Below are 26,873 nucleotides of genomic sequence, written 5' to 3'. Positions count from 1 at the left end.
GCAAGAGGCAATAAATTGCGTAATGGTTTCATTGTCCTGCCTCCTCATCGGGCTGCACCAAAATCTCGATACGCCGGTTGTTGGCTGCCTCTGGCTTATCGGGTTGTTTCAACTCTCGATCCGCATAGCCTTCGACCCGCCACAGGCGTGTTTCATCCAGACCACCACGAATGAGCATGTGACGTGCCATATGTGCCCGTGCTGTCGAGAGGCGCCAGTTATCGTTGCCTTTGTTACGGAATGGCCGACTGTCGGTGTGACCCCTGATAATAATCTTACCCTTGACCGTCTTGAGGCTGTTGGCAATTTTTTCGAGCAGTGCGATGGAGCGTGCGGACGGTTCGGATGACCCCACAGCAAACATGCTCCAACTTGGTTTATCGGTGACATCAATCAACATGCCATCTCCCTTCTGGGTGACCGTCAATTCATTGCCAATAACCAAACGGGGAGACTTGCCGAGTTCTTGGGCAAGGCGATCTTTATAGAGCGCGAGCTTCTCCGCTTGTCGTTTCTGTTGAGGTTTGGAAGTGGTTTTTGGCCCGCTGGCATTGGTATCTGTCGGCTCTAGGGAGGCTGCATCCTCGGGTTCTTCTCCCGAGGACGCATGTCGGGTTCCCATCGGAGGTTCAGGAGTAATCTCGGTTGCGGGATCGTTGCCGGTGATAATGCCTTTTACGATTGATGTGTCGCTCAACATCGGATTGATACGCGGCAGTTGGGTCTGAAAGACCTTGCTTTCAATCACTTCAACTTGCAGGTTATCCTGCTCAATCTCCGGTTTTTCAGGTTTTAATTGCCAGTAAAGCGGATCGAATGGGTCCCGCAGCGCAGCCCCTCCCTTATTGCCGATTTTGCCGTCGTTGTCGGAAGCTCCCTCGCTTGGAGACTCTTGCTTTTCCATCTGTTGTGCCGACGCCATAATGCGATTTAGAATGCCATAAGGGTCAGAAAAGATTTCGGCTTCCGAATAGGTCGGCAAATTCTTGAAGTTCGTGGTGCCAGTTTTCTCTACACGCCCGCCATCTGCGCTGAATTTGCGCGGAGTAGATGGGGTGTTGCTTTTGCCGTTGAATTTCTTCCCTTCTTCATTGGCAGTGTCGTCCGGTTTGGGTGCTGCCTCTTCGGGATCTTGCAGCCCCTTTTGATGGGGCGTCATTTCTGCCAGTTTCACCGGGTTGAAATATTGCGCAATATCTTTGCGCGTTTCTTCATCTGTCGCCGAGGCGAGCCACATAACCAGAAAGAAAGCCATCATTGCCGTCATGAAATCGGCATGTGCAATTTTCCAAACGCCCCCGTGCGGGGCATCAAGGTCAGCATCATAGCGTCTGCGTACAATAATGAGCTCGGGTTCACGTTCGGTGGATTCTTCAGCCATGCTGTACGGCCTCCCTGAGTTGAGCCAAATAGGCCGTCAAACGGGTCTCGAAAACGGTCTTGTCCAACTGTAAAGACAGTTCATTTTTTTGGGGCAAGAGGGCCTTGGTCGGATCGTCTTTGGACAGTTCATCTATGGCCAGTTGATCTCTGGCCAATGCATCGACCTTGGCATTTTGGCAACAAGTCGATAGCTGCTGTAAAAGCTCTTTTGATCCCTTGAGCATAGGCGTCTGGGCAACCGATTCATTCAGCGCCGAGGCGGCCACTTCAGCAAATCGGGCGACCATGACTTTGCGCCCCTGTTCGGCCATTAATGGTTCCAAAAGTTCCGCAAGCTGATCAGCAAGTGCTGTTTTGATTTCTTCGAATTGGTGCTCAATATGCCCAGTCAGAGACTCGTATAACAAGTCGGCTAGCTCGTCTTTTTCCTGCTGCAGAGCCCGCCTTGCAGCTTCGCGCTCATGTTCTTGTTTCTCGTTCCAAAGCGTTTCAGCATCGGACAGGCCCTGTGACCACGCCTGTGTTCTCAGGCTCTGTTCATCCATTTTCAGAGTTGCTTGCTCTTCCCGATGGGCTTTTTGAAACAAAATATCAAGCCCACCAAACAGGACCCTTTCCGGGTGCTTTTTCTGTGTTGATGCGCTGGGCAAAACCGGCGTTTCATCAACCAAAGGCAACAAGTCTTTCAGCGCACTGGCCATTATGCATGCTCCGTCTGATAGAACCATTGTTTGAGGATTGCAGCAGACTGTTCTTCATGAAGCTCAACAACCTGTTCCAGTTTGCGCACGGGTGACGCTTCCAGTTTGCGTGACAAGTCTTCTAGCAAGGCCCCGTTGATAGAGGCTTCCGGCGCATCCAGAGCGATGGCGGCTTCTTGCAGATCTACTTCTTGCGGTGCGGCATTGTCATTGGCTATGAGTTTGGGAATTAAGGAATTGACGGCAGGACGCAAGCCAAACCAGATCAGCAGGCCGGACACCAGCAAGATGCTGATGGCATTGATTATGTCGCTCGATTGGCGAAGCAAGACCTGAGAGAATGAATAGGGCTCAAGAGGCGCAAGATCACCTGTACCAACTTCAAAATTGACTGTTGCAACCTTGATCTGATCTCCGCGGGTTTCATCAAAACCGGCTGAGGAAGCTGCCAACTGGCGGATTTCTTCGACATGTTTGTCAAGGGCTTCATTGATGGCGGTTTCTTCGATGCCTTCTTCCAGGGTTTGTACCAAATGCTGGCGGTTGACCAACACAGCAATGGAAAGCCGTTCGACATCATAACCTTCACGTGTTTGTTCTATTTTTTTCGAAGAAATTTCATAGTTGACGGTTTCTTCGCGTCGGTTGTTTTCTTCTATTGATTGATCTTCACCGCCCGCATCAACCTTGCTGTCTGGCAAGTTTTGTTCAACGGTCGTCGGCTTTTGCGACGTTGCATTTTGGGCACTCTCGCTGGCCCTAACCGTTTGAACCGAGCGTTCAATCCGACTGTTGGGATCAAAGATTGTTTCTGCAACACGCTGCTTATCCGTATTCAGCTTGGCAGCGACGGAAACCTGAAAGTTCGACAATCCAAGATAGGGCGTCAGGGTTTTTCTAATGTTTTCCTGAATGCGGTTTGATACACGATCAGCCAGCCCTTCCATTTCACCGGCTGAAGTGTTGTGCTCGCCTTGTCCGGACGCAAGCAGGGTACCACTTGAATCAAGCACCGTTACTTTATCGGGGACCATGCCGGGAACTGCGGCGGCAACAAGAAAGCGCACCGCTTGAGCTGTGTGGAAATTACCCGCCCCCGCTGTTTTGATGACCACAGACGCAGAAGGCGGTTGATCCTTGCTTCTGAAAGAGCCTTTTTCCGGTAAAACAATATGAACTCGCGCCGCCTGTACATCTTTCATGGACTGAATGGTTCGGCCTAACTCACCTTCGATCGCACGAACCCGTGTGATTTCTTGCATGAACGATGTCAAACCCAGAGAACCAAGGTCATCAAACAGTTCATAGCCGGCGCTTTTCCCTCGGGGGAGCCCCCGCTCTGCCAGCAACATGCGAGCCCGCTTGGCCGACGCATGACTCACCAAAACTGCAGAGCTTTCGGTATTGACGTCAAATTGAATACCAGAATCTTGTAAAGCGGATCCGATACGGGTGATGTCTTCCCGATCCAATCCGGAATAAAGAGTGGTCAATTGCGGACGGGAGAGGAGATAGGCTCCACCGCCGACAAAGAATAACGTCAGCACTCCGATTATGCCTAATGCCATCAGGCGTTTTGGTCCCAGTTCTTTGAGGTTGGACCAAATTTTCTCGGCTTGTTCACTACCTGGCATCGAAATTGAAACCCCTTGCACGACTGAGAATTAACTGGGGCCACTATGCGGGCTAAAACTTGCGCGAAGCATGCGTGGGAATTGGTTCGTCCAACTGAATTGCAATCACCCAAAACAAAAAAGCACGCCCCACAAGGGGCGTGCCTTTCATGTCTGTCGCAACATCAAAAGTCTTGATCTGTCTTGCCTTAACGGAACAGTGACAGAATGTTCTCGCTGTTGGAGTTGGCAATCGAGAGAGCCTGAATACCCAACTGCTGTTGAACCTGAAGAGCTTTAAGACGTGTTGATTCCTCGTTCATATCCGCATCAACCAACTGGCCGATACCGCGGTCAAGAGCATCTGTCAGAGCGGACACGAAGTCCTTCTGAAGATCGATACGCTTTTTCACAGAACCCAACAGAGTAGCCGAGTCGGTGATTTCAGCCATTGCAGCGTCGACGTCGCTGATTGCCGCATCAAGGGCTGCTGTATCGGCTGCATCATCAGTAATCGCACTGATGTCGATGGTAGCAACACTGTCACCAATCATGTTGCCGGCAGCGGCTGTGCGGGCTTTATCGAGAACACCAGCCTGAGTAGATGCTTCAAACAACTGCGTAGCAGTGGTATCGATGTCGATGGTGGAGATTGTAATGGCACCACCGGCACGACTGAAGGAAGAAACAACACTTTTTGTTGCGGAGTAGCCAGTTGCTGAGGCATCAGTTGACAGCCAGTTTTCAGAGTTGAACACGGCGGAGTCTGCGATGGTCTGAAGCTGGTTTTGCAGCTCAGAAATATCAGACTGAATTTTGCCACGGTCAACGCCAGGCTGTTTGGCAGCAACGAGTTTTGCCTTGATTTCGTCAACAACTTCAACGGTAGAGTTCATGGCTGTATACATGGTGTCAACCGTTGCAGCACCGAGACCCAGAGCATCCTGTACGGCGGACAAAGCTGAGTTGTCCGAACGCATAGTGGTTGCAATAGACCAGTAGGCCGCATTGTCTTCAGCGGAAGAAACGCGCTGGCCAGTAGAAATGCGGTTCTGAACTTCCGACATATTGGCGTTGGTTGCGTTCAGGGTCTGCAAAGCTGTCATTGCAGATGCATTGGTCAGAATACTGTTAGACATGATGATGTCCCTTTCAATGATAGTCAAATATGGGGACATTCCGGATTTTCACCGGGACGACAGGGCGGCGTCATGCCTTTGGACCTTTTTGGTTGTTGTCCAACCTGCCGTACTTCAGACCTTAAAGTTGCAAACTTGCCTGAAGCTGACCTCTACGAATGTTTTTTGAAAAAAAAGAAAACCCCTCAGGAAAAGGGGTTTTCTGTCGCATTGCGGTTGGTTTTTGTGATGCTTAAGTTTTTAAAAAGATTGATTTTTCTGAACTGACTGATCAATCAACTCAAGTTGATCTTTTTTTTCCTGCATCTTGGCCTGGGCCTCTTCCTGCACAGAAATAAGCCGTTTGACGATTTCCATTGATACACCGTGTTTGCGGGTTTGTTCCTTCATCTCCTGTAAGGCAGCATCTATTTTCTTTCTGTCCTGGGAGACGCGTTTGATTTGTTTTGTGTGCGAATGCATCAAGCTGTTGACCAACATGGGGTCCCCTTCTGACATAAGCAGCAACAAGGTTTTTTCTTTTTGACGTAGTTGATCAAGCTGAGTCTTCATCTGCGTGACAGCGCGCTGGGCATTCTTTTGTAGATGCTCTTGCGCGCGCAACAAGAGACGGGTTTTCTTGAGACGGTCAGACATGGGGCCTCCAAAAAAATTAGCGATTAATCACTTGAGAGAATTGATCAATGAATATCCCTATCATTTCGCTGAATACGAACATGACGAGAAAAAGTCCTCCCGCGATAACAAAGGGCATGGCAATGAAGTATATCGGAATTTGTGGGGTCAATTTGTTGGCAAGACCCAGCGCCAGATTGACGACAACCGCATAAATTATGAAGGGGCTGCTTATGCGCAAAGCCAGTATGAAGGCTTCTTTCAATGCATCTGTCGCCTGTATCAAACTGTCCTGTACTGCAAATGACATAGCGGGAGGAACCACCTGATAGGAATCAATCAGTCCTGAAATCATCTGCCAATGAAGCCCGGAAATAAAAATCAAGACAACGGCTGTCATAGTCATCAGATTGACAAGGGCTGGAACCGGTTCCCCCCCTTCAATCGGCGTCCCTGCCATGGGGGAGAAACTCATCGACATTGCGGCAAAAGTTCCCAGCGTTTGTAGGGCCGCCAGAAAGGCTCGGCCAATGAAGCCTATGGTCGCACCTATGAGCAATTCAGAGGCGATCAACAACAACAAACTGGCAGGTGATACATCAGGAATGATCTGCATGACTTGCTTCAAAAGCAAGGGCGCAAGTGCCAAAGAGATGGCAAGGGCAATGAACAGACGGATCTGAGCGGCAATCCGTGCACTGCCGAAACCCGGCACAATCATTAAGCAGGCCCCGATACGACAATAGATCAGGAATATCGCGACCAACACATTGGTTTGAAGCCAGACCATGAGCGATCAGGACACGCTGCCGACGGTGATCAAATCGACCCCGCGAACGACTTCAAGATGGGACAGGACCGGCAATGTCGGAAACAGACGTTCGACAATCATGCGCACATAACTGCGGGCGTCCGGCGTTGTTAAAATCGCGTAACTTTGATGATTTGCCGATTTATCCCTGACAAGTTTGGTCAATTGTTCGCCAAACTGTTCCACCAAATGCGGGTCAATGTCGAATTCGATCACTTCACCTTTGGGGTCGCGTTTGAGGGCGTCATGGAAGGCCAAATCCCATTGGTTACCAAGCCGGATAACGGGCAGTTTCCCACCGTGGGCCAAATCGCCACAAATCTGTTGGCCAATCCGGATACGAACATGCTCCACCACTTGTTCTGATCGGCGAACATGGGGGGCAATTTCGGCAATTGCTTCCAGAATGAGATGCAGGTTACGGATCGAAACGCGCTCGGCGAGCAATAATTTAAGAACGGCTTGCAAACCAGAATAAGAAATATGTGCCGGACAAATGTCGTCAATCAGGCGCTTATATTCCTTATCAAGACGATCCAGCAAAGATCGCATATCCTTATAGGATAACAATTGTGGCAGGTTGTTGCGGATTACTTCGCTCAAATGGGTCAAGACAACCGAGGTGTTGTCGACGGCATCCATGCCAATGCGTTTGACTTCGTCGGCATAGGCAGAAGGCACCCAAATGCCTGGCATGCCAAAGGCGGGTTCGCGCGTCGCCTCACCGGGTAGTTTGTTGGTGTTTTCTGGACCTGAAAGCACCAATAGCTCACCAACCCGAAGTTCATGGCTGGCAACGACCGTGCCATGGATACGAATTTCATAGCTCTTGGGATTGATGGTCAGGCTGTCGGTCAAATGAATGTCGGGGACAACGAAGCCATATTCCTCAGCAAATTTGCGACGCATTTTGCCGACCCGATTGGCCAGATCATCACGGGATGTCAGCATTTGAGCCGTGAGTTGCTTGCCGAGGCAGAGTTCAATCTCAGCTGATTTAAGTGTCTGTTTGACCGATAAGCGCTCTTCCTGCTCTTTTTGTCGGGCAATGACGGCAGCCTTTTTGTCTCTTACATCTTGTTGCTCTGCGAGTTTGCGTGGAATGGTATAGCCGGTGAAAGCCATGATGCCGGCAAGAATGGCGAAGGGGAGAACGGGCAGGCCGGGCATGATGGCGAGAATGACCATCAAGCTGGATGCCACAAACAGAGCACGTGGGTATTTGCCCAGTTGGCTCATGACCGCTTTTTCTGTCGATCCGCGTGTTCCTCCTTTGGAGACAAGCAAACCGGCGGCAAGCGAGACAACCAATGCCGGAATCTGTGAAACCAGACCATCGCCAACCGACAGTTTGGTGAATACATCCGAAGCTTCCGACAGGCTCATGTCATAGCGGGTCGCCCCGATAACAATGCCGCCAAAAATGTTGACGGCTGTAATGATCAGACCGGCGATGGCATCGCCGCGCACAAATTTGGAGGCCCCGTCCATTGCGCCGAAAAAAGAGCTTTCCTCTTCCAGTTCACGCCGGCGCGACTGTGCCTCCTTCTCGTCAATCAATCCGGCATTCAGGTCGGCATCAATCGCCATCTGTTTGCCAGGAATGGCATCCAGTGTGAAGCGTGCGCCAACCTCTGCAATCCTTGTTGCCCCCTTGGTGATCACCAGAAAATTCACGATGACCAGAATGGCGAACACTATAATACCGATTACAAAATCGCCGCCCATCACGAATTGTGAAAATCCATTGATGATACCGCCAGCGGCATCCATGCCTTCGTGCCCGCGAGACAAAATCATGCGGGTTGTTGCGATATTCAATGACAGGCGCAACATCGTGGCAATCAGCAGGATCGTTGGGAAGGACGAAAATTCCAGTGGTTTCTGGATCCACAACGAGACCATCAAAATGAGGACGGACAAGGCAATAGATAAAGACAGGCCGATATCAATTAAAATCGCTGGAATTGGTAGGAAGAGGATCGTCAGAATAATGACCATGCCAAAAGCGAAACCGATATCTCGGCTATTCTTTTCGGGATTTAGGCCAACACTTGCAACAACGTTGCTGTCGGTCATGTCGCTCTCCATTGCGTGAGTTTTTCTGTCACGGGATTTTGGCCCAGCAAACTTGCGCTGGGCTTGCGAGGCGACCGTCAAGAACCTTAAATGGGTTCAACGGTGTCAATGCTCTTTAGACGGAACGCGGTCTTATCCCGCATGCGCCATGGATTTTGGAAAGAAGCTGAATTCCTCAACCAAAATGTCGTGCACCAAATCTCCCTTCATGCGGGCATTGACATTGTCTTTGATGCGCTGGGTCAAACCGTCTAGATCATATTTTCTGAGGTCAGAAAAATTGATGTCAGGGTCATTGAAGATGGCCCTAAAGGCTTCGTCAATAATGTAAGGATTGGGCGGGACAGACAGGGATTGCAAGGCTTCGACTTCAATGGTGAAGACAAATTGTGCCACCACATATCCATGCACCTTACCATCTGCGATCATAGGAACACTGATCGCGCGGGTCTCTTCATAATCCATGCCTGTATTTTGAGGGGTTTCGGCGATTTCGATCAAATTCTGCTTATTCATCCAGAGACCCGAGAAATAAGCAGACAGAATGGCGACAGCACCAATCCAAAAACCCAGCAAGATGTAACGCATCGTTTATCTAGGCTCCAGATGATCAGCGGTGTATGTGCCGTCAGACTCTTCTTTCATCATCGTCGATGACAACAAGTCCGTGATCTCACGAACCGCTTCAAGATGGTTGGAAAGAAGCTGTTCATTGTCAGTAAGAATATGCCTCAATATGCGCAGTTCGTTGACCACAGACTGGGGTACATCCTTGGTAGACAGATCACCCATGATGCGATTGAGATCAAGAAGAGCCCGTGATTTTGCATCAGCGTGCGGACGCAAGTCGACGATGACATTTTCGCGCAGGGCACGTGTTTCATTTGACACGACATCTATTGCCCGGTCGACAGAGGCAAGCATTTTCTCTTCAAGATAGATGACGGTGCCTTTCTCATCTGATGGCTGCGCTGCGTTGGACAGAACCTCAACAGGCGGGACCGCTGTGGGGACGTCAAAATGAGATAGCTCAAGCTCGGTTGTCATGGGTATTCTTCCCTTATGTTGCAGGATTGCTTTGTTCAGGAATTTTGAGATAGGAGGCCAAACCAATTGCCTTTGTTCTGGCCATTTGCGCGCCCACCTGTTCAGCCAGCATGGAGCGCCAGATTTCCCCCGCAGTGCCTTTGCCAAATACGGCTTCGGACTCGCGTGGCAACATGGTTTCCAAAAACTGGTGTAGCAGCATGGCTTCGAATTTCTCACCAACGGGGGTGGATACCGGGGCCATTTGATAGCGGGACAAGCTGCCTCGGGCATCTGACAACACAGCAGGCTGCGCGACGGATGAAAAGGTTTGCTGGAAAGACTCGTCATCTAAGGATGCGTTTTGCAAAGCGCTTTCAGAAGGCTGCGCCCTGACACCATTTGATGACCCCAACGCGATGGTTGCATGCTGTTGCGCGACCGGATCGGCGGCCTTCACAACATCAAGAACCAAATCTGAGGGAATGGATATAGCCATGCATAGTACCTCGGTTTGTCTTTGTGCACCAATGTTGCGATAATATTAATGCACGTGGCTTGCTTGAAACTTGCCTGACGAGTTGTGCTAGTCCTTTATTTCTTTTGCGGTGAGGGCATCCGAGAGCTCGCGAAATGGGTCGTCAATCTCATTGGCTGGAACCATCTCATGAGGTGTTTGGCACAAAATGTCATAGATGCTTGGGATTAAAAGCATGGCATGATCAAGTTCTGCATCAGCACCTTTGGTGTAACCGCCCAGCAAGCGAAGATCGCGCGTTTCTTCATAGCGTGTAATCATGCTTTTTAGTTTCATGATCAGCTGCGCTTCATTTTTGTTCCAGGCTTTGTTGGCCATACGAGACACCGACGACAAGACATCAATGGCGGGATAACGCCCCTGATCTGCAATCGCTCGATCCAAAACAATATGTCCATCCAGAATACCGCGAATGGAGTCGGCAACCGGATCATTGTGATCATCGCCATCAACAAGAACGGAAAATATTCCGGTTATCGCCCCACAAGGCTCTGACTCATGCTCTGGCACCCGTCCTGGGCCGGCCCGCTCCAACAGGCGCGGTAATTCGCTGAACACACTGGGCGTATAGCCACGCGCGACTGCGGGTTCCCCCGACGCCATTGCCACATCTCTTGCGGCCTGAGCAAAGCGGGTGGCTGAATCCATAATCATAAGAACAGAGAGGCCCTGATCGCGGAAATGTTCCGCAATGGCCATGGCCGTTTTAGGGGCCTGTCTGCGCATCATGGGACTCTCGTCACCGGTTGCGACGACAACCACAGATTTTGTGAGCGCCTCTCCCAGGGTTCCTTCAATGAATTCGCGGACCTCTCGTCCCCTCTCGCCAACCAGCGCGACAACTACGACTTCAAAATCAAGAGCGCTGGCCAACATGGCGAGTAATGTGGATTTGCCAACGCCTGACCCTGCAAATACACCGATCCTCTGGCCAACACATAAAGGGGTAAATAAATCAATGGCCCGCACGCCGGTGCGAATAGGTTTTTCGATCATGGACCGTTCCATGGCGGGAGGCGGGTCCCCTTCAAGGGAAACACTCAATCGACCGGGCACAAGCATACCCCTGTTGTCGATTGGTCGCCCTAGGGAGTCAATCACACGCCCCAGCCAGCTGTTGTCCGGACTTAGCTGAACCGGGCCCATGCGCATGACACGGGTGCCAATGCCAACATCCAGATGCTGGCTGTAAGGCTTGGCATAGACCTTGCCCTCATCAATGCGGATGACCTCGGCACGAGCGGGTCCGCGACCATAGGGACGCATCACATCCAGCTCAATGCAATCGCCAATGCAAACATGCTTTTCCAGTCCGCTGATGCCGTAATATCCGGGTGTGATCTGGGAGACCGTGCCGCAAACGCGCACAGACGTATTATGCTCTTGCAGCAAGCGGACCACGCCATGCAGTTTATCAAGCTTGTTGGCAGATTTTGCGCGTGCGGGTGCAGAGGCGGCCCGGTGAGGGGGGGCTTTCTTCATAATTTATCCCTCCTTGGAAATCTTGGCCATATAGCGATCCTGCAGCAATTGTAATGTTTCTGCCGGAAGCAAGTTGGATGGATGTTTTGCCAAACCGGAAATCGATCGCGCGGCGTCCGGCGTTGCCGTTAGCGCATCGGGAGCAACATCATCGTCGGGCAGAAGATTTATTGGAGCAGGGGACAATCCTTCGAGACTGGGCAATAGAGCGGACAGATCGTTTGTGCTTGCCATCTTCTGGCTGTCGCTTTGGGAAAATTGGTTTGCAGAGGCCGAAACATCTCTGTTTGCAATAGTCCTATTGCTGCGGTGATAGGCAACTTCACTGGTCTGATCTGTTGCCAATGATGACGACCCGTGGGTGGAGGAAAACAAATCAGAGACGAGGGACAAAAAATCTCCAACCAGCGGAACTTGTTCCAATGAAAAGTCAAACTTCAACAAAGAGACGTGACCATCACGCGCACTGCCTGCGTTGCCTGCTTGGGCCGGAAAATGCGACGAGAATGTCTCCGTCACCGCACCGGACTTAAGGCTGGTGCTTTGAAATGAGACTCGGGATAAGTCGAGCGGTTTTAGACTGCTGATGCTTTGTGTGGCGGAAATTGGTCCGGTCATGACGTGCTCCCAAGTTCTCGAATAGCTTCGCTTTGGGCATTTTCAGTTGTTTCCATTGCTTTTGCAGCGCTTTCAAAAGCCCGGCTGATCATGATCAATTTGGTCATTTCAGTCATCGCATTGACATTGGAGCCTTCAACAAACCCTTGCACGATGCGTGCTTTGGTGAGGTCTTGCAGTGGAAAGGCTATACCTTCAGGCAGGACGGCAGAGCCGCCATAGCGGGTTAGCTTTTCACCTTCATTCAACTCAAAAAGCCCAATTCGACCGACATTCTGCTCCCCTTGCACCACTTCGCCATCCGCTTGCACATAGGGGCTATCGCCTTCGGGGTCCATTTGGATCGGGGTGCCATTCGCAGATAGTATGGGCTCTCCATTCACCGTCGTCAGAGTGCCGGTCTGGTCCAGATTCAATCGCCCGTCACGGGTGTAGGCCACTTCATTGCCGCGCTGGATAGAAAACCAGGCCTCACCTTCAATCGCCAAATCCAGTGCATTGCCCGTTTTTGTGATCGCCCCTTGCTGGCGCGAAATATAGGTTTCTCCCATCGAGACGAAGCTGACCGGGGCTTTGCTGACATCAGACATGGTTTCGGAAAAACTGATTTCTTCGGCCCGATATCCAGCGGTATTGATGTTGGCGACATTGCGGGCAATGGAGTTCATACGATTTTCCATTGCCACCTGCGCCGAAAGAGACACATAGGTAGAAGAGGGCATTACACTCCTCCCAGTCGGAGCCCTTGCAGGCTCATAAGCAGATCTTGATCAATGCCAGCGCTGAGCGGGTCAGAGATCAAAACATTGGGAACAGTCTGGGTTGCGGTTCCATTCTCCAAATCCCAAAGAGCGGAAAACTGGACCAGCATTTCTTTGACCTTGTCAGGATCCTGCAAATCTTCGATGTTGATGCGCTCATCAATCATACTTGCTTGCAAGTCGAGGTCAGCTCCGGCTGCTTCAGAAGGAATGCCCGCCAAGGTGCGCGCCACCTCGGCCATCGCATTGTCGGCAAGCAATTCCATGCTGGTGGTGATTGTTGAAGCCTTGCGCTGGAAATAAAGGGCTAGTTTGACACCTGTGTTGTCTTCCCCTTCATTGTCTTCCAAAGTCTGCCGGACATACATATCGACTATCGGTTGCTGGGTTTTACTAAAGGTCGTTGTTGTTTCGCCAAACTGTTCGAAATTGAAGGTTTCGGCAAAGGCCTTAAACCGTTCATCTGTGATCTGGTTGGCAAAAGAGTCGCTGTCGCTCACCCCTTCAACCAGCACCTTGCGCATATAAGCTTTGGCGTAGGTCATGTCTTCCAGCCCCATGGCTTTCATGGCAAAACTGAAGACTTCGTAATCATCAATGAACTCATCGACGGTTTTAATGTCTTGAATTTTCTCGAGATAGTTTTGACTCAACCGGTCGACAAGGGGATCCTTGCTGACCGTATCAAGCGACTTGCTCATATTGTTGTTGAGCATGGTCAGTCGTAGTGACGTATCAATCATGACGGCGCTCCTGGCGTTTCTAACCAGAGTTTGCCCTGCGCAGCTTGCCTCAGGCTGACCTGTCTTCACCGATGTCTTAACCTAGATCCGTGCTGTGACGGTGTCCTTATATACTGACGAGTGGTTCGCCTTTGCCGTCCAAAGCGGAAGGTCAGGTTCGCGCAAGACAGGCAAATTAGATTGGCTCCAACGAAAATTTAAATCGGGAGAGCCGATCTTGAGTGTATTTCTTGGACTTACAATTTCTTTGGTCTCGCTGTTGGGTGGGTTTGCCGCCATGGGGGGGCATGTCGCTGTCTTGTTTCAACCATGGGAGTTTCTGATTGTCTTCGGCGTGGCTTTGGGCACGTTCGTATTAGCCAATCCGTTGAAAACCGTTAAAGACACGGGCCAGTCTATTGGTGAAGCCTTGTCCAATTCCGTGCCAAAGAAAACCGACTATCTAGACGTTCTGGGATTGCTCTACACGCTGATGCGTGAATTGCGGGCCAAGGGTCGAAACGATATTGAACCTCATATTGAAGAACCGGAAAACAGCGCGATTTTTGCTGCTTATCCTTCTATTTTACGCAACATAGCTTTGCGGGATTTCATTTGTGACTATTTCCGTCTGTTGATTGTCTCCAACGCCCGCCCGCATGAGATTGAAGCCCTGATGGACGAAGAATTGATGACGCGTATGCGTGATCAGATGAAACCCTATCTGGCTTTGAGTGCACAGGCCGAAAGCCTGCCCGCTATCGGCATTGTTGCTGCCGTTTTGGGGGTGATCAAGGCGATGGGGGCGATCGATCAGAGCCCCGCTATTCTGGGTGGTCTCATCGCGGCTGCGTTGGTTGGCACATTCGCCGGTATCTTTGGGGCCTATGCGTTGGTAGGTCCACTGGCAAACAAGGTCAAAACCATCCGTGAGAAACGCAGTCGGCACTATGTGATTGTCAAGCAGACCTTGCTGGCTTTCATGAATGGCGCTGCACCACAGATTGCGCTTGAACATGGCCGCAAAACAATTTCCGAACTGGATCGCCCCAGCATTGATGAAGTGGAAAATCAGACGATGAATGCTGGTCCGATTTCTTCTTCTGATGGCAGTGTTCATGAGTTTGCCCAGAAGGGAGCTGCGTAAGGTCATGATGCAATCACATCATTCACCCATCACAGACCGATTGTTGGACGCGGCGGGTACGTCGATCGAAAGACTGCCGATGTTGCCGATCATCTTTGATCGGATGGCCCGGGTGTTCGCTGATACCATGCGCCAGCGCGCAGCCTCTCCATGTTATGTTTCAGTCAGCTATATCGGCAATGACCGCATTGGTGATGTGCTGGATGCCAATGAGGCAAATGCCTTGGCTGCTGTGGTTTATACTCCCGAATGGGATACCCGCCTGCTGATCGGCTTCGACCGTGACTTCATTTTTTCGATGATGGAAGTCATGTATGGTTCAGACGGCAGCGAACCGCCGATTGATGACGAGCGGCCTTTTTCCAACATTGAAACCCGCGTTGCCCGCTCACTTTTTAACGACGCCATCAAATGCCTTGAAGATGCTTTCAAGTCGATTTCGGACATTACTTTGAAATTCGAGCGCATTGAAACCCGCATGGACTTTGCGGTCATTGGACGCCGAAACAACACAGCAGTGGTCGGGCGATTGTTGATGCAAGCCATCGGGCGTGGTGGTGAAATGTTTGTCATGGTTCCTCATACCGCCCTCACACCCTTGCGCCAGAATCTGGCTCAGGTCGTGTCGGGTGAAGGCAACCACCGGGACAAAGGCTGGACCCAGCAGTTTCAGGCAGAAATTCAGCGCACCCATGTGGATCTTGAAGCCGTGTTGGAAGAGAAATCCATCACGTTGGATGAGCTTGCCAACCTCAAAGTTGGTGATGTTTTACAACTTCAAGCCACACCACGAAGCAAAATCACCCTGCAATGCAACGACCAGTCATTGTTTACCTGTTCGATTGGACAGGCGGATGGATCTTATTGCCTCAAGGTAGATGATTTCATCCATCAAGAAGAGGATATATTCGATGATATCTTATCTAGCTGATGGCGTATTGATGATCGCGCTCATCGTGACTTCTATTTGGGTCATGAAAATGAATACTCGACTACAAAAATTGCGTGACAATCAGTTCGAGTTTCGGCGCATCATGGAGCAGACAAATCTGGCTCTTAATGGCATCGAGGTCTCCATTGATGAGATCAATGTGCGCGGCAAACAGGTTCTTAATGCACTGGGAAGCCGCATCGACGAAGCCCGCGATATTGTGACCGATATTGATCGAATGACGCGGGAGGTCCGCAAGCAGCAGAAAGAATTGCGTCTGGAAATGGTCGCCTTTCAAGATGAAATAGGCAAGGAATGCGCCAACCAGGTGGATCTGCTCAAGCGCGTGAGTGACGCCGCAGATCGGGCAATTTCGCCCAATGGCAATGCGTCAGAACCACACTTTCAACGCCTTGAGAACCAGTTGCCGCAGATGCTGCGCAAAGTGCGCCTCAAGTCCTGACACCCCTTTGTAAATAAGTTCACGACAAGGAATTTGACCCATGATTGATGATATGGAATTTCAAAAGATCGAGCGGGAAGATTTGCCAAAACCTCCTTTGGAACAGCCCGTCGAAAAAGAGGCAAAGCTGGAAGATTTCACTCAAACGGTCGAAGCCAGCGAAACCCTCGGGGCGACTGTGAACACGGATCGCAACCTTGATGCCATTCTTGGTATCTCCGTTGATATCCAGGTTGTACTCGGGTCTGCTTCCATGCTGGTATCCAACCTCCTTAAACTTGGGCGCGGCGCCGTTATTCCGCTCGACCATCGGGTCGGAGAGCCTGTGGAGGTGGTTGTCAACGGCCGCGTTGTGGCCCGTGGTGAAGTGATCGTCGTTGAAGACGACAGTTCTCGCTTTGGTGTCTCGCTGACCGAAATCGTTGGTGCCGGAACATCGCCTTCACCTGAAGCTTTCAACTAATGTTGCCTACGGTTTACGCTTTCGCATAGAGAGAATTCCATCATCTCATATCGAAGCGTAAACCCTCAGTGCCACCAATTATATTCGACAGAGGTAAGTCATGACGACAGCATTGGCTCCGGTTGGGAACGAAATTCAACTTCCACAAGCCCCCGTACGGAAGTTTCGCGGCATTGACAAGGTCGCTGCGCTCATGCTCGGCATGGGGCAGACCAATGCCGCAAAAATGCTTGGTCATTTTGATAGCGACGAGATCAGACTCATCACGCGTGCTGCGGCACAGCTTGGCAGTGTCGACGCTAGGGAAATGGAAGGCATCATAGAAGAGTTTGTCGAACAATTCTCCGATGGTTCCAGTCTTTTCGGCTCTGTCAATGAAGTCCAGAAACTGTTGGCCGGTGTTTTGCCTGAGGATGAAATATCAGACATCATCGCCGATGTTGCCGGATCATCCAACTGGTCTATCTGGGACCGGATCTCATCCATTTCTGAAACGGCAATTGCCAACTATCTCAAAAAAGAACATCCTCAGACAGCCGCCTTTATTCTGTCGCGTAGCAAACCGGCTGCGGCGGCCAAGATCATGAATCAACTGCCCACGGATTTGCGAAACCAACTCATGCGCCGCATGTTGTCCATCAAGCCTGTGGTGCAAGACACTGCCCGGGACATTGAAAAAGCCCTACATGAAGACTTCCTGTTGAATTTCTCTGGTAATCTGGAAGCCGATACCTTCTCCAGAATGGCCAGTATCCTGAACCAGATGGAACGGGACCAGATGGAAGCCGCGCTAAACAACCTGGAAGAACGTCAGCCAAAATCTGCCGAAGCGCTCAAGAGCCTGCTCTTCACTTTTGACGATATTGTCAATCTTACGCCGCGAGCACGTATGGCTATCTTTGATCAGGTTAATTCCGAACAGATTGTTATGGCGCTCAAAGGCACTGAAGCGCCCTTGCGTCAGGCTATTCTGGCAACGCTCGCCAGCCGCACGCGCCGTATGGTCGAACACGAATTGGCCAGTGGCCAGCCTGCTGCTGAGCGCGATGTTCTTATTGCAAGGCGCGAGATCACGGATCTTGCCCTGGAAATGGCCGGCAAAGGTGAGATTGATCTGAATCCCAAACAGGACGGAGGGGGCTTTTTGCAATAGGCCGATAGCCCCAAGCCTTCAAACTTGATTTAAATGCGAAGCGGTCCATGTCAGAAGAAAACAAAGACAGTCAGACAGAAGAGCCGACGGAGAAGAAAATCCGGGATGCCATCGAGAAGGGGAACCTTCCCCTATCGAAGGAAGTAAACACATTCTCCGGCTTTTTGGCACTGCTCATTATCTTAGGGTATTTCATTAACGGCCCGACTGCAAAGTTATCAATTGTTCTGGCTCGTTTGCTGGATGGAGTGGGAGATATAAGAATTGAAAATGAAGCCGACTTCATACAGATTTCGAGTGCTGTGGGTCTTGAAATGGCAATGTTTCTTGTCGTTCCGGTCTCTGTCTTGCTGGTGTTTGGACTTGCTGCAACATGGTTCCAGCATCCGCCGCAGGTCTCCTTTGACAGGCTCAAACCAGAGCTTTCCAAAATCTCCCCCGGCAAGGGCTTCAAACGCATGTTTGGCGCACAAGGTGGCATCGAGTTTCTTAAAGCCCTTGCCAAATTCATCATTCTTGCAGTCGTTATTGGCATCCTTTTGTCAAATGAACGTCAAACGTTGGCCAATCTGATGTTTACTGACCCCTCATTGTTGCCAGAAGAGCTGTTGTCGATCACCGTTCGTTTGGTCTCGGGCATTTGTGTTGCCATCATCACATTGGTGGCGCTAGATGTGATTTGGGTTCGTGGCCATTGGCGCCGCAATCTGCGCATGAGCCGCAAGGAATTGAAAGACGAATATAAGGACACCGAAGGCGATCCGGCGGTCAAAGGGCGGATGCGTTCGCTTGCTCGCGATCGGGCGCGCAATCGCATGATGGCCTCAGTCCCGAAGGCAACCGTGGTTATTGCCAATCCGACACACTATTCGGTGGCTGTCCGCTATACACATAATGAAGATAAAGCGCCGTTGGTGATTGCAAAAGGTCAAGATCTTATTGCGTTGAAAATCCGTCAAATAGCGGAAGATAACGACATTCCAGTCATTGAAGACATCCAGTTGGCACGTGCCCTCTATGCACAATGTGAAGTAGACACACAGATTCCCCCGCAGTTTTTCCGTGTCGTTGCAGAACTACTTTATTATGTGTATACTGCGAAGGATGAGAACTTTAAACCGGCTCTGAGGGCATATGAATAAAAACAACCAGAATGCTACAGGAATAAATACATATAAAACCATGAAAACCGGTAGTAATGAAGAATCTTTGACTAGGGCCCTCATTTGGGCCCTAAGTGATTTTGGGGCAGAGTTAAGGCTTGTTGATGCAAGTCATATGATTTCTTATGTCTTAAGGGATTCTCACGATAGTATTCAGGATATTATTTCATCTTCTACAGAGCTTCTTTTTAAAGAAGATACTCTAGTTTATTGCCGCGCGGCCGAAATGTCTGTTGATTGGGATCATTCTCCCCTCATTATTCTCGGTATGGAGTTCAACAATAATGGTGTCATAGCAAGGTTCGATTTGTCACTCGTCGGCAATGTGACGGACATCACATTGCGTGAGATCCAGTTCAACGTGCCAGAGGCACCTGATATGGAGCAAATCGATCATTTGGTTTATGCGCTGGTTGACGCGCGCCTCAAACCAATGGCGACAAAATGGTCAAGCCGAGCAATGCTCAACTAATCTGTTGCTCTACGGGTCTTCATCTAAGGCTCCTTTTTTAAAAATAAATCAGTTTATTGCCTTCGTAAAATTCTATACAGCCTGACACAAGTTTGCGCCTGCAAACTGCCTCCAGTTATCAATTATACCGCATTCAAATGCGTAAAATTGCGAGGCAAACATGATCAGCTTGTCAGGTTTGATGCTGAACTCTTCCCCCGACCACCCCTCCTGTAAGGCGGGTATTCGATTGGCTTTGTGCGCCTTGCTCGGGCTTGCTATGGCGAGCGGCGCTCACGCAAAGAGCCCCGCTGTGATTAAGCAATCCGAACAGGCAACCAATGTAGCCAGTGAAACGGATGCCAAAAATTATTGCGCCAATATTGCCAACGTTGCCAAAGAGCAGCGCATCGCTTGGCAAATTCACAATCTTGTTGCTCTGCAAACCGATATCGATGAACGCACCCAAAAGCTTTCCCAACTGAGGGCGGATGTCCGAAGCTGGATTGAAAAACGGGACAAGATTCTTCTGGATGTGAAAGCGCACATCGTTTCTGTCTATGAGCGGATGCGGCCTGATGCGGCCGCCGAACGCCTGGCCAAACTCGATAATGACATCGCGATTGCGCTTCTTACCAAAATGCAGCCCCGCATTGTTGGCGGTATTCTCAATGAAATGGATCCGGACAGAGCGTCCGTCTTGACACAAGGCATGGCCTCTCTCGTTGAACTGGAAACAGGGGAGGACATAAAATGACACCACATAGGGCCAAACCAATCCTGACAATGCTCAGCTTATTTATGCTGGCGGGCTGCTCCGATGTCATCAAGGAATTCAGGGATCCACCGGGGCTTTCGCCTGTGGGCGAGGGGCTTAATCGCAAAGATTTGCACCCGCCTTTGGCGCAATATCAGCCGCAACCATACAAAAGCTATCAATCCATGTGGGATCAAAGCCGAACCGAATTCTTCAAGGAACCGCGCGCCAAATCCGTCGGAGATGTTCTGACGGTCAGCATCGATATTTCAGATGAAGCAAATCTTGACAATGAGTCCGGTCGTAGCCGCAGCTCGAACAACGATTTTGGCATGGACCTCGGATTTGGTTTGTTTGGTATGAACGAAGAAGGCGAGGGCGACCTCGATATATCTTCGAACAGTGGATCCAACGGCAAAGGGGCCATCAATCGAAGTGAGAATATCAACCTTCAGGTGGCTGCTATCGTCACGCAACGCTTGCCCAACGGAAATATGGTTATTTCGGGCAGTCAGGAAGTGCGCGTCAACTTTGAAGTGCGGGTCCTAAGCGTTGAAGGCATTGTGCGCCCTCGAGATATAGGGCCGAATAACGTCATTACTTACGACAAGATTGCAGAGGCACGCATTTCCTACGGCGGCCGCGGACGTGTCAGTGAAGTTCAGAAGCCAGCTTGGGGCCAGCGGATTTACCAAACTTTGACGCCATTCTAGAGCAATCAAAGTCCTTTTTCGAAAATCGTTTATCAGAAAAGCCGCTTAAAATGAGTGATCCTGTCTCCCCAAGCCTATCGTCTTCCTCTGTTTCAAGTTCGGGTAATGACCGTAGGCTATTTATTAATATATTTATTCTGACGATGCTGACCGCTGGAGCAGGCGCCTTTGCGGGCATGAATTTGGTGGATCAAACCCGCCTCGCAGTGCTCAAGACCGAGCGGGTGCAAGCCAAAATCAATGTTAAGCCGCTCTATCATGCAGCCAGCTATGCAAAATCAATCAAACCTGTCGTCGCCAATTTGGCCGAACCTAGAAATGTGTTTGTTCGTGTGCAAGGCACTGTCATCTTCCAAAAAGATGCGATGGAAGAAGCGTCTGTCCTGACCAGCAAGATCGAAAGTGATATTTCCGCCTACATCCGCACACTCACGCTCGCCGATCTGGAAGGGGCGGGAGGGCTGGTGAACTTGCGTGAAGATTTAAATCAACGGGCCAAAATCCGCTCCAAGGGCAAAATCAACGAGTTTATTCTTGAAACAATGGTGGTCCAATGAAACGTATTTTTTCAGCGGCTGCTTTTTGCCTGATTATGGCAGTACCGGCTTACGCGCAAGTCCCCGATCTGAGCAGTCTACTGCCAGCCGGTGAGGGAGCGGCAACCGGGCGCATGGTGCAGATGGTTGCCCTGCTAACGGTTTTGTCACTGGCACCTGGGCTGCTCATCATGGTGACAAGTTTTATTCGCTTCTCCGTTGCATTTTCTTTTCTTCGGTCAGGTCTTGGCTTGCAGACAACGCCATCCAACATCGTCTTCATCAGCCTTGCGCTGTTTATGACTTTTTATGTCATGGCGCCAACCTTTGACCAAGCTTGGAAAAATGGCCTCCAACCGCTGATGGAAAACCAAATATCGGAAACAGAGGCTTATGAAAAGGTGGCTGCACCATTCAAGGAGTTCATGCTTGATCATGTCAGGGAATCGGATTTGGCTCTGTTTAATGATCTGGCTGCCTCTCGCATGCAAGGCAGTGAGGCTGATGATCCCAATTTGGTTGAAATGCGCGTATTGATACCCTCTTTTATGATTTCAGAATTAAGACGCGGCTTTGAGATCGGCTTTTTGGTCGTTCTGCCTTTTCTTGTCATTGATTTGATTGTTGCGACACTCACCATGTCTATGGGTATGATGATGCTTCCTCCGACGGTCATCTCGCTTCCATTTAAAGTGCTGTTTTTCGTTTTGCTTGACGGCTGGAATATTTTGGTAGGAGGATTGGTTCGTTCATTTTTCTAGAGACTACACAGTAATACAGCCCAAACTGCCGTCATTCACTTATGTGTTTGGCGGCTTTTTTTGTCAACTCGCCCAATATTCGATCCGGATTTTTTTGCTTTGCCGGTGCTCTCGTCCTCTTGGGAGCAATGAAAATACGTAAAAAATTTGAATAAAATTAAAAATTATATAATTATTTCAAATAGATAGTGAGGCTTCGACAGCTTCAGGCAAGTTTGCCTGATTATGAATGAACTATCAGAACCAGTCGGAGAGAATTTATGGAACCTGTCTATTTCATGAAACTTGCGAGCAAGCATCAAGACTGGCTCGCTGCGCGCGAAGCCACCATTGCCCAAAATGTGGCTAATGCCAACACGCCTGGGTATCGGGCAAAGGATGTTGAATCTTTCAGTGCACTCTTTGACAAAGCCCATATCCAAATGCGTAGCACACAAGCAGGTCATATGACTGCCTCTGCTGCTGTAAAGCAGGGGCAGGTTGTCGAAAAGAAAGACAGCTGGGATGTGACCTATTCAGGCAATTCCGTGTCCCTTGAACAAGAAATGATGAAGGCCAATGAAGTCGCCCGCTCTCATGCCCTTACAACCAATTTGATGAAATCTATGCACAGCATGATGCTGTTGAGCACGAAGGTACAATGATGATTGATCCACTCTCCGCAACCTTCCAGATCTCGGCCAATGGCATGTCTGCACAATCGCAGCGCTTGCGCGTGATCTCGGAAAATCTTGCCAATGCCCACTCTACGGGGGAAACCGCAGGCTCAGACCCCTATCAACGCAAAACTGTTACTTTCAAAAGTGAAATGGATCGCGCACTTGGTGCTGATCTCGTTTCGATCAAGGATGTTGGTTTCGATAAAGCCCCGTTTCAAGTCGAATATCAACCTGGGCACCCTGCTGCCGATGCAAATGGCATGGTCAAGCTGCCTAATGTGAATGCCATGATTGAATTGTCCGACATGCGCGAAGCCAACCGCAGTTACGAAGCCAACCTCAAAGTCATTTCCCAAACCCGCAGCATGGTGTTGCGTACAATTGACCTTCTAAGGAGCTCATAATGATTGACGCACTCAACGCTACGTCCAGTCTTTCGTCCCCCACCACGGGCATGAATAATGTATCGGAAAGTCGCTTTGTCAACACCGATAGGGCTGCGGTCAATGTAACCGGAGATGTCGACGAAACCGGTCAATCCTTTACGGACTATTTTGCCAAAGTGTCGACAGATGCGATCCAAACCATCAAGCAGGGTGAAAGCGCCTCGATCGCGAGTATTCAGGGCAAACAATCTGTCCAATCTGTTGTGGAAGCCGTGATGAATGCGGAGCTGACATTGCAGAGCGCGATTGCGATCCGCAACAAAATCGTAACGGCCTATCAAGAAGTCAGCCGAATGGCCATTTGATTGGGCATTTTCCTGCTCTTTTGTTCTGACCTTTGAAACAACACAAGGATTGCAATCATGAAGTCCCTTGCTATTGCGGCGACCGGCATGAGCGCTCAACAGCTCAATGTTGAAGTGATCGCCAACAATATTGCCAATATGAATACGACCGGTTTCAAACGCGCCCGCGCTGAATTTACCGACCTTCTTTATCAGGCCCATCGCTTGCAGGGCGTTCCCAACCGGACCGGTGAAGATCCTATTCCGGAAGGTGCTCAACTGGGGCTTGGTGTTCGCACCGCAGCCATTCGAAATCTACACACCCAGGGCAATCTGGACAATACGACCAATAGTTTTGATCTCGCCGTTGATGGTCGAGGCTGGTTTGTCGTCTCCAATGCAGATGGCGAAACTCTATACACCCGCGCAGGGGCCTTTAACACAAACGGGGAAGGGCGCTTAGTGACAGCGGATGGTTATCCAGTAGAGCCTGCCATTCTGTTCCCCCAAGACACTGTTGCTGTCGAAATCAATGAAGATGGCGAGGTCTATGCCAAGCTTGACAGCCAACCTGCACCGCAGAGACTGGGGCAACTGCAACTGGCGATTTTTGCCAATGACGCTGGCCTCGAAGCAAAGGGCGGCAATCTGTTTAAAGAAACCGAAGCGTCAGGTGGGGCCGTAGACGGTGTTGCTGGCAACGCTGGTTTTGGTCGTATCCGGCAGGGCTATCTGGAAACCTCGAACGTTGATCCCGTAAAAGAAATTACGGCTTTGATTAGTGCTCAGCGCGGTTATGAAATGAATTCCAAGGTCATCCAGGCTGCCGATGACATGGCTGGTGTTGTGACCCAAGGAATTCGCTAATGGCATATCGGTCTGACACTTCTGGGCGACCTGCAGAAACGGCGGGATCGCCAAGGCATCTGGGGGTCGCATTTGCGGCATGCCTGCTGCTATTGGGGGGGGCTTTTGTACAGACAGCAAGTGCGGCCTCGGGACATGTTGTCTCGTTGCCAGTCCCTAAGGTGACGCTGAAACCCGGCGATGTCATCAGCTTGGCGGTGTTGGAACAAAAGAGGTTCCAGTCCTTCCGGATCGACCGATTTTCCGTGGTGCCGAAAAGTGCCGAGCTTATAGGCAAAGAAGTTATTTATACATTGCCCCCCGGGCAGCCGATCAGTCGCTCATCCGTTTTCCATCGCAACGTTATTAAGCGCGGGAATCCGGCGCAACTGATCTTCAAAGAGCAAGGGCTCAGTATCATTGCGCATGTCGAACCGCTGGAAGATGGAACCGTTGGCGATATCGTTCGCGTGCGCAATATGGATTCTGGACTGATTGTTCGTGGACGGGTGCAAGCCAATGGCACCATCTCTATAGGGCCGTAGAAAATGCAACATCTCTTCAAATGGTTTTTAGCTGGTATTCTGTGTTTGACGCTCTCAATTCCGGGTCATGCGGCGGTTCGCATCAAAGATATTACCTCCTTGGAGGGGGTGAGGGATAACCAACTCGTCGGATATGGCTTGGTCATCGGCTTGCTCGGCACCGGAGACACCCTGCGCAACGCGCCTTTCACAGAACAGTCCTTACAGTCGATGCTCGACAGCATGGGCGTCAATGTTCGTGATGCACGCCTTAGAACACGCAATGTCGCGGCTGTTGTCGTAACGGCAAATTTCCCTGCCTTTGTACAAAAGGGAACGCGTATCGATGTGACGGTCTCCTCTTTGGGGGATGCGAGTTCACTCTCGGGTGGCACACTCATCGTTACTCCGCTGATGGGGGCTGATGGACAGGTGTATGCCATAGCGCAAGGGTCCCTTGCTGTATCCGGTCTCTCTGCCAAGGGAGATGCGCAAAGCTTGCAAGTGGGCACAGCAACATCAGGTCTTATCTCGAATGGTGCCATCGTGGAGCGCGCGTTAGGGGATTCCTTTGCCAATCTACCAAACTATGTGCTGCAGCTTTCCAACCCAGATTTCAAAACGGCGGTTAGGGTCGCAGATGCAATCAATGCCTTTTCGAGGGCCCGTTATGGAGTGAAATTGGCCAAGGAACGAGACTTCCGGTCTGTAATCCTGAGAAAACCCAGCAATATCACCCCAACGCGGTTTATCGCAGAAATTGAGGGGTTGGCAGTTCAACCGGATACACCTGCACGCGTCGTCGTTGATGAGCGTACCGGTACCGTTGTGATCGGCAGCCAAGTGCAAATATCAACGGTCGCTGTGACCCATGGCAATCTGGTGGTGCGCATAACAGAGCAACCTGTCGCGAGCCAACCGCAGCCCTTCTCGCGAGGGGGGGAGACTGTTGTTCTGCCGGAAACCAATATTGAGGCAGCTCAGAGTGGTGGCCCTTTGAAAATCATCGGCGGCACCGATCTGCAAACATTGGTCAGTGGTTTGAATCGCATTGGCTTGCGCCCGTCGGGAGTTATTTCCATCCTGCAAGCGATCAAGACAGCGGGCGCTCTTCAGGCCGAACTGGTAATTCAATAGGCCGGTCTGTTTATGCAAATTATATGGAGCCTCCAATGTGCCCAATTGCGGGATGGCACTCTTCCAAACCAAACAGGCGATCAGAGCCTATTTGATGTTAGTCGGTGCGATATGTCTCCCGCGTTGCCCAGTTGTCGTTTTTTAGCCTGTCCTTATGTGGGTAATGATTTGTGTCTTTGATCCAATTGTTGCCCACGAACAGGTTTGGAGAATAACTCTAAGGTTTGCTCCTGTTGGCCAACCTACGCAGGTATCAGAGCCAGGTGGCAGCCCGAAAAAACGGATAGTGTCAATTATGACAGCTGTTTATTATTCTGGTGGTATCGGTTTGTTTGGGCAAGGACGCCCTGCTTCACAGCAACGGGTTAATCTATCCCACCAAGCCTAGGCCATATATCCATGTCGAGTTAAGGCTCAATGTTTCCAAATATATCTTGAGGTCTCGTTTTTCGGTGGCGGGCAGTTATTCGTTTTAGCTGCGGCAGGCTGAGGCCGAGATGTTAAAGGGTGGGCACCCTCAATCATAAAGCCCGGTGGATTTGAACGATAAATCTACCTCAGATCAACTGACGCTTGTTGGTACAACTTGATCTGGAACCGTGCTATCTCCATTTGTTAACACTTTCAATAATTCTAAAATACTATAATCCATTGAATTGTATAGCAAATCTGGATCGCGATTCTTATTCATCAAATGCCGATTTACCAAGTACAGTCTCCATTCTTGAAATCAAACGGAACTGGGAATATAAAACTCTTGGAAAGTCTGGCTATAAATTTCGCTTAATTATTGGCTATCGAGAAGTTAGTTTAAATCTTTCGCTATATTTATGCATATCTATTCATAATTCAGCTAAAAATTTGCTTCCCAAGTTTTAAATTTATTTCCAGAGATTTCTATTTCCCCTCTATATCTATCAGATTTGTAATGACGCTTGCGCCGATTTGAAA

The 26,873-nt window shown here is 50.1% G+C and carries 31 protein-coding genes; 17 read left to right on the top strand and 14 right to left on the bottom strand.

The genetic code is table 11. From position 1 onward, the window contains the following. Positions 1 to 28 precede the first annotated feature (28 nt). The 14 genes from C0081_RS01405 to C0081_RS01340 form a co-directional block, all read right to left on the bottom strand. On the bottom strand, positions 29 to 1,381 hold the full coding sequence (locus tag C0081_RS01405; protein ID WP_101532006.1) for a MotB family protein: 1,353 nt from the start codon (positions 1,379 to 1,381) through the stop codon (positions 29 to 31). After that, a complete protein-coding gene (locus tag C0081_RS01400; RefSeq protein ID WP_101532005.1) occupies positions 1,374 to 2,084 on the bottom strand; it encodes a RasGAP domain-containing protein in 711 nt (236 codons plus the stop codon). Before C0081_RS01400 ends, C0081_RS01405 begins: the two co-directional genes overlap by 8 nt. Further along, complete coding sequence (gene fliF / locus C0081_RS01395; RefSeq protein WP_101532004.1) at positions 2,084 to 3,718, bottom strand: flagellar basal-body MS-ring/collar protein FliF; 1,635 nt, start codon at positions 3,716 to 3,718, stop codon at positions 2,084 to 2,086. The genes C0081_RS01400 and fliF overlap by 1 nt, the downstream gene beginning before the upstream one ends. A gap of 188 nt (positions 3,719 to 3,906) precedes the next feature. Further along, a complete protein-coding gene (locus tag C0081_RS01390; RefSeq protein WP_101532342.1) occupies positions 3,907 to 4,836 on the bottom strand; it encodes a flagellin N-terminal helical domain-containing protein in 930 nt (309 codons plus the stop codon). Between the two features lie 240 nt (positions 4,837 to 5,076). Continuing rightward, positions 5,077 to 5,442, bottom strand: coding sequence for a hypothetical protein (locus C0081_RS01385; protein WP_146006380.1), 366 nt, complete (start codon positions 5,440 to 5,442; stop codon positions 5,077 to 5,079). 46 nt (positions 5,443 to 5,488) lie between these two features. Next, positions 5,489 to 6,241 carry a flagellar biosynthetic protein FliR gene (locus C0081_RS01380; RefSeq protein ID WP_101532002.1) on the bottom strand — a complete coding sequence of 251 codons (753 nt, stop codon included), beginning with the start codon at positions 6,239 to 6,241 and terminating at the stop codon, positions 5,489 to 5,491. Between the two features lie 6 nt (positions 6,242 to 6,247). Continuing rightward, positions 6,248 to 8,341 carry a flagellar biosynthesis protein FlhA gene (gene flhA, locus C0081_RS01375; RefSeq protein WP_101532001.1) on the bottom strand — a complete coding sequence of 698 codons (2,094 nt, stop codon included), beginning with the start codon at positions 8,339 to 8,341 and terminating at the stop codon, positions 6,248 to 6,250. A gap of 132 nt (positions 8,342 to 8,473) precedes the next feature. Then, on the bottom strand, positions 8,474 to 8,929 hold the full coding sequence (locus C0081_RS01370; protein WP_101532000.1) for a hypothetical protein: 456 nt from the start codon (positions 8,927 to 8,929) through the stop codon (positions 8,474 to 8,476). 3 nt (positions 8,930 to 8,932) lie between these two features. Further along, positions 8,933 to 9,388 carry a hypothetical protein gene (locus C0081_RS01365; RefSeq protein WP_101531999.1) on the bottom strand — a complete coding sequence of 152 codons (456 nt, stop codon included), beginning with the start codon at positions 9,386 to 9,388 and terminating at the stop codon, positions 8,933 to 8,935. A 13-nt stretch (positions 9,389 to 9,401) separates the two neighbouring features. Further along, positions 9,402 to 9,866 carry a rod-binding protein gene (locus C0081_RS01360; protein ID WP_101531998.1) on the bottom strand — a complete coding sequence of 155 codons (465 nt, stop codon included), beginning with the start codon at positions 9,864 to 9,866 and terminating at the stop codon, positions 9,402 to 9,404. A gap of 87 nt (positions 9,867 to 9,953) precedes the next feature. Next, positions 9,954 to 11,387 carry a flagellar protein export ATPase FliI gene (gene fliI / locus C0081_RS01355; RefSeq protein WP_101531997.1) on the bottom strand — a complete coding sequence of 478 codons (1,434 nt, stop codon included), beginning with the start codon at positions 11,385 to 11,387 and terminating at the stop codon, positions 9,954 to 9,956. Positions 11,388 to 11,390: 3 nt separating this feature from the next. Continuing rightward, positions 11,391 to 12,005 (bottom strand): hypothetical protein, encoded by a 615-nt coding sequence (locus tag C0081_RS01350; protein ID WP_101531996.1) that lies wholly within the window; start codon positions 12,003 to 12,005, stop codon positions 11,391 to 11,393. Beyond that, positions 12,002 to 12,727 (bottom strand): flagellar basal-body rod protein FlgF, encoded by a 726-nt coding sequence (gene flgF / locus C0081_RS01345; protein ID WP_101531995.1) that lies wholly within the window; start codon positions 12,725 to 12,727, stop codon positions 12,002 to 12,004. The genes C0081_RS01350 and flgF overlap by 4 nt, the downstream gene beginning before the upstream one ends. Further along, positions 12,727 to 13,509: a DUF1217 domain-containing protein gene (locus tag C0081_RS01340; protein WP_101531994.1), complete on the bottom strand. Its 783-nt coding sequence runs from the start codon at positions 13,507 to 13,509 to the stop codon at positions 12,727 to 12,729. The genes flgF and C0081_RS01340 overlap by 1 nt, the downstream gene beginning before the upstream one ends. Positions 13,510 to 13,726: 217 nt before the next feature. On the opposite strand from C0081_RS01340, the gene motA reads away from it, so the two are divergent. From motA to flgI, 17 genes are all read left to right on the top strand, one after another. Continuing rightward, complete coding sequence (gene motA / locus C0081_RS01335) at positions 13,727 to 14,635, top strand: flagellar motor stator protein MotA (protein WP_101531993.1); 909 nt, start codon at positions 13,727 to 13,729, stop codon at positions 14,633 to 14,635. A 4-nt stretch (positions 14,636 to 14,639) separates the two neighbouring features. After that, positions 14,640 to 15,566 (top strand): flagellar motor switch protein FliM, encoded by a 927-nt coding sequence (locus C0081_RS01330; protein WP_101531992.1) that lies wholly within the window; start codon positions 14,640 to 14,642, stop codon positions 15,564 to 15,566. Beyond that, positions 15,547 to 16,029, top strand: coding sequence for a hypothetical protein (locus C0081_RS01325; protein ID WP_101531991.1), 483 nt, complete (start codon positions 15,547 to 15,549; stop codon positions 16,027 to 16,029). The genes C0081_RS01330 and C0081_RS01325 overlap by 20 nt, the downstream gene beginning before the upstream one ends. A gap of 40 nt (positions 16,030 to 16,069) precedes the next feature. After that, positions 16,070 to 16,492: a flagellar motor switch protein FliN gene (gene fliN / locus C0081_RS01320; protein ID WP_245417825.1), complete on the top strand. Its 423-nt coding sequence runs from the start codon at positions 16,070 to 16,072 to the stop codon at positions 16,490 to 16,492. A 100-nt stretch (positions 16,493 to 16,592) separates the two neighbouring features. Next, the gene (locus C0081_RS01315) at positions 16,593 to 17,645 is read left to right on the top strand and encodes a flagellar motor switch protein FliG (RefSeq protein WP_101531990.1); all 1,053 of its coding nucleotides are present in this window, start codon (positions 16,593 to 16,595) and stop codon (positions 17,643 to 17,645) included. Positions 17,646 to 17,692: 47 nt separating this feature from the next. Beyond that, the gene (gene flhB, locus C0081_RS01310) at positions 17,693 to 18,787 is read left to right on the top strand and encodes a flagellar biosynthesis protein FlhB (protein ID WP_101531989.1); all 1,095 of its coding nucleotides are present in this window, start codon (positions 17,693 to 17,695) and stop codon (positions 18,785 to 18,787) included. Further along, positions 18,780 to 19,280: a hypothetical protein gene (locus C0081_RS01305; protein WP_101531988.1), complete on the top strand. Its 501-nt coding sequence runs from the start codon at positions 18,780 to 18,782 to the stop codon at positions 19,278 to 19,280. The genes flhB and C0081_RS01305 overlap by 8 nt, the downstream gene beginning before the upstream one ends. Before the next feature lie 160 nt (positions 19,281 to 19,440). After that, positions 19,441 to 20,016, top strand: coding sequence for a MotE family protein (locus C0081_RS01300; protein WP_101531987.1), 576 nt, complete (start codon positions 19,441 to 19,443; stop codon positions 20,014 to 20,016). After that, positions 20,013 to 20,729, top strand: coding sequence for a flagellar basal body L-ring protein FlgH (gene flgH / locus C0081_RS01295; RefSeq protein WP_180966699.1), 717 nt, complete (start codon positions 20,013 to 20,015; stop codon positions 20,727 to 20,729). Before C0081_RS01300 ends, flgH begins: the two co-directional genes overlap by 4 nt. 50 nt (positions 20,730 to 20,779) lie before the next feature. Continuing rightward, positions 20,780 to 21,286 (top strand): flagellar basal body-associated FliL family protein, encoded by a 507-nt coding sequence (locus tag C0081_RS01290; RefSeq protein ID WP_101531986.1) that lies wholly within the window; start codon positions 20,780 to 20,782, stop codon positions 21,284 to 21,286. 35 nt (positions 21,287 to 21,321) lie between these two features. Then, positions 21,322 to 22,026 carry a flagellar type III secretion system pore protein FliP gene (gene fliP / locus C0081_RS01285; RefSeq protein WP_101532339.1) on the top strand — a complete coding sequence of 235 codons (705 nt, stop codon included), beginning with the start codon at positions 21,322 to 21,324 and terminating at the stop codon, positions 22,024 to 22,026. 260 nt (positions 22,027 to 22,286) lie between these two features. Then, positions 22,287 to 22,670 (top strand): flagellar basal body rod protein FlgB, encoded by a 384-nt coding sequence (flgB, locus tag C0081_RS01280; RefSeq protein WP_101531985.1) that lies wholly within the window; start codon positions 22,287 to 22,289, stop codon positions 22,668 to 22,670. Beyond that, positions 22,670 to 23,089: a flagellar basal body rod protein FlgC gene (gene flgC, locus C0081_RS01275; protein ID WP_101532338.1), complete on the top strand. Its 420-nt coding sequence runs from the start codon at positions 22,670 to 22,672 to the stop codon at positions 23,087 to 23,089. Before flgB ends, flgC begins: the two co-directional genes overlap by 1 nt. Next, positions 23,089 to 23,436, top strand: a complete 348-nt coding sequence (gene fliE / locus C0081_RS01270; RefSeq protein ID WP_101531984.1) for a flagellar hook-basal body complex protein FliE — start codon at positions 23,089 to 23,091, stop codon at positions 23,434 to 23,436. The genes flgC and fliE overlap by 1 nt, the downstream gene beginning before the upstream one ends. A gap of 57 nt (positions 23,437 to 23,493) precedes the next feature. Continuing rightward, entirely contained in the window at positions 23,494 to 24,282 is a 789-nt protein-coding gene (gene flgG, locus C0081_RS01265) for a flagellar basal-body rod protein FlgG (protein ID WP_101531983.1), read from the top strand. Then, complete coding sequence (gene flgA, locus C0081_RS01260) at positions 24,282 to 24,806, top strand: flagellar basal body P-ring formation chaperone FlgA (protein WP_101531982.1); 525 nt, start codon at positions 24,282 to 24,284, stop codon at positions 24,804 to 24,806. The genes flgG and flgA overlap by 1 nt, the downstream gene beginning before the upstream one ends. A 3-nt stretch (positions 24,807 to 24,809) precedes the next feature. Then, positions 24,810 to 25,922, top strand: coding sequence for a flagellar basal body P-ring protein FlgI (gene flgI, locus C0081_RS01255; protein ID WP_101531981.1), 1,113 nt, complete (start codon positions 24,810 to 24,812; stop codon positions 25,920 to 25,922). Positions 25,923 to 26,873: the final 951 nt, after the last annotated feature.

The sequence above is a fragment of the Cohaesibacter celericrescens genome (assembly GCF_002866925.1).
Taxonomy (GTDB): domain Bacteria; phylum Pseudomonadota; class Alphaproteobacteria; order Rhizobiales; family Cohaesibacteraceae; genus Cohaesibacter; species Cohaesibacter celericrescens.
Note: the sequence above shows the minus strand (reverse complement) of the source record. Positions and strands in the feature narration are given on the sequence as shown.

Bases quoted from the DNA above. Each gene is read 5' to 3' on its own strand.
- C0081_RS01370 (WP_101532000.1), bottom strand. From the start codon at position 8,929: ATGCGTTACATCTTGCTGGGTTTTTGGATTGGTGCTGTCGCCATTCTG.
- C0081_RS01400 (WP_101532005.1), bottom strand. From the start codon at position 2,084: ATGGCCAGTGCGCTGAAAGACTTGTTGCCTTTGGTTGATGAAACGCCG.
- flgI (WP_101531981.1), top strand. From the start codon at position 24,810: ATGCAACATCTCTTCAAATGGTTTTTAGCTGGTATTCTGTGTTTGACG.
- flgC (WP_101532338.1), top strand. From the start codon at position 22,670: ATGATTGATCCACTCTCCGCAACCTTCCAGATCTCGGCCAATGGCATG.
- flgG (WP_101531983.1), top strand. From the start codon at position 23,494: ATGAAGTCCCTTGCTATTGCGGCGACCGGCATGAGCGCTCAACAGCTC.
- flhB (WP_101531989.1), top strand. From the start codon at position 17,693: ATGTCAGAAGAAAACAAAGACAGTCAGACAGAAGAGCCGACGGAGAAG.
- C0081_RS01325 (WP_101531991.1), top strand. From the start codon at position 15,547: ATGATATCTTATCTAGCTGATGGCGTATTGATGATCGCGCTCATCGTG.
- C0081_RS01340 (WP_101531994.1), bottom strand. From the start codon at position 13,509: ATGATTGATACGTCACTACGACTGACCATGCTCAACAACAATATGAGC.
- C0081_RS01305 (WP_101531988.1), top strand. From the start codon at position 18,780: ATGAATAAAAACAACCAGAATGCTACAGGAATAAATACATATAAAACC.
- C0081_RS01350 (WP_101531996.1), bottom strand. From the start codon at position 12,005: ATGACCGGACCAATTTCCGCCACACAAAGCATCAGCAGTCTAAAACCG.
- C0081_RS01380 (WP_101532002.1), bottom strand. From the start codon at position 6,241: ATGGTCTGGCTTCAAACCAATGTGTTGGTCGCGATATTCCTGATCTAT.
- C0081_RS01405 (WP_101532006.1), bottom strand. From the start codon at position 1,381: ATGGCTGAAGAATCCACCGAACGTGAACCCGAGCTCATTATTGTACGC.
- fliF (WP_101532004.1), bottom strand. From the start codon at position 3,718: ATGCCAGGTAGTGAACAAGCCGAGAAAATTTGGTCCAACCTCAAAGAA.
- fliN (WP_245417825.1), top strand. From the start codon at position 16,070: ATGATTGATGATATGGAATTTCAAAAGATCGAGCGGGAAGATTTGCCA.
- flgA (WP_101531982.1), top strand. From the start codon at position 24,282: ATGGCATATCGGTCTGACACTTCTGGGCGACCTGCAGAAACGGCGGGA.
- C0081_RS01290 (WP_101531986.1), top strand. From the start codon at position 20,780: ATGAGTGATCCTGTCTCCCCAAGCCTATCGTCTTCCTCTGTTTCAAGT.
- flgH (WP_180966699.1), top strand. From the start codon at position 20,013: ATGACACCACATAGGGCCAAACCAATCCTGACAATGCTCAGCTTATTT.
- C0081_RS01365 (WP_101531999.1), bottom strand. From the start codon at position 9,388: ATGACAACCGAGCTTGAGCTATCTCATTTTGACGTCCCCACAGCGGTC.
- flhA (WP_101532001.1), bottom strand. From the start codon at position 8,341: ATGACCGACAGCAACGTTGTTGCAAGTGTTGGCCTAAATCCCGAAAAG.
- C0081_RS01360 (WP_101531998.1), bottom strand. From the start codon at position 9,866: ATGGCTATATCCATTCCCTCAGATTTGGTTCTTGATGTTGTGAAGGCC.
- C0081_RS01390 (WP_101532342.1), bottom strand. From the start codon at position 4,836: ATGTCTAACAGTATTCTGACCAATGCATCTGCAATGACAGCTTTGCAG.
- fliP (WP_101532339.1), top strand. From the start codon at position 21,322: ATGGCAGTACCGGCTTACGCGCAAGTCCCCGATCTGAGCAGTCTACTG.
- C0081_RS01330 (WP_101531992.1), top strand. From the start codon at position 14,640: ATGATGCAATCACATCATTCACCCATCACAGACCGATTGTTGGACGCG.
- flgB (WP_101531985.1), top strand. From the start codon at position 22,287: ATGGAACCTGTCTATTTCATGAAACTTGCGAGCAAGCATCAAGACTGG.
- flgF (WP_101531995.1), bottom strand. From the start codon at position 12,727: ATGCCCTCTTCTACCTATGTGTCTCTTTCGGCGCAGGTGGCAATGGAA.
- fliE (WP_101531984.1), top strand. From the start codon at position 23,089: ATGATTGACGCACTCAACGCTACGTCCAGTCTTTCGTCCCCCACCACG.
- fliI (WP_101531997.1), bottom strand. From the start codon at position 11,387: ATGAAGAAAGCCCCCCCTCACCGGGCCGCCTCTGCACCCGCACGCGCA.
- C0081_RS01300 (WP_101531987.1), top strand. From the start codon at position 19,441: ATGATCAGCTTGTCAGGTTTGATGCTGAACTCTTCCCCCGACCACCCC.
- C0081_RS01315 (WP_101531990.1), top strand. From the start codon at position 16,593: ATGACGACAGCATTGGCTCCGGTTGGGAACGAAATTCAACTTCCACAA.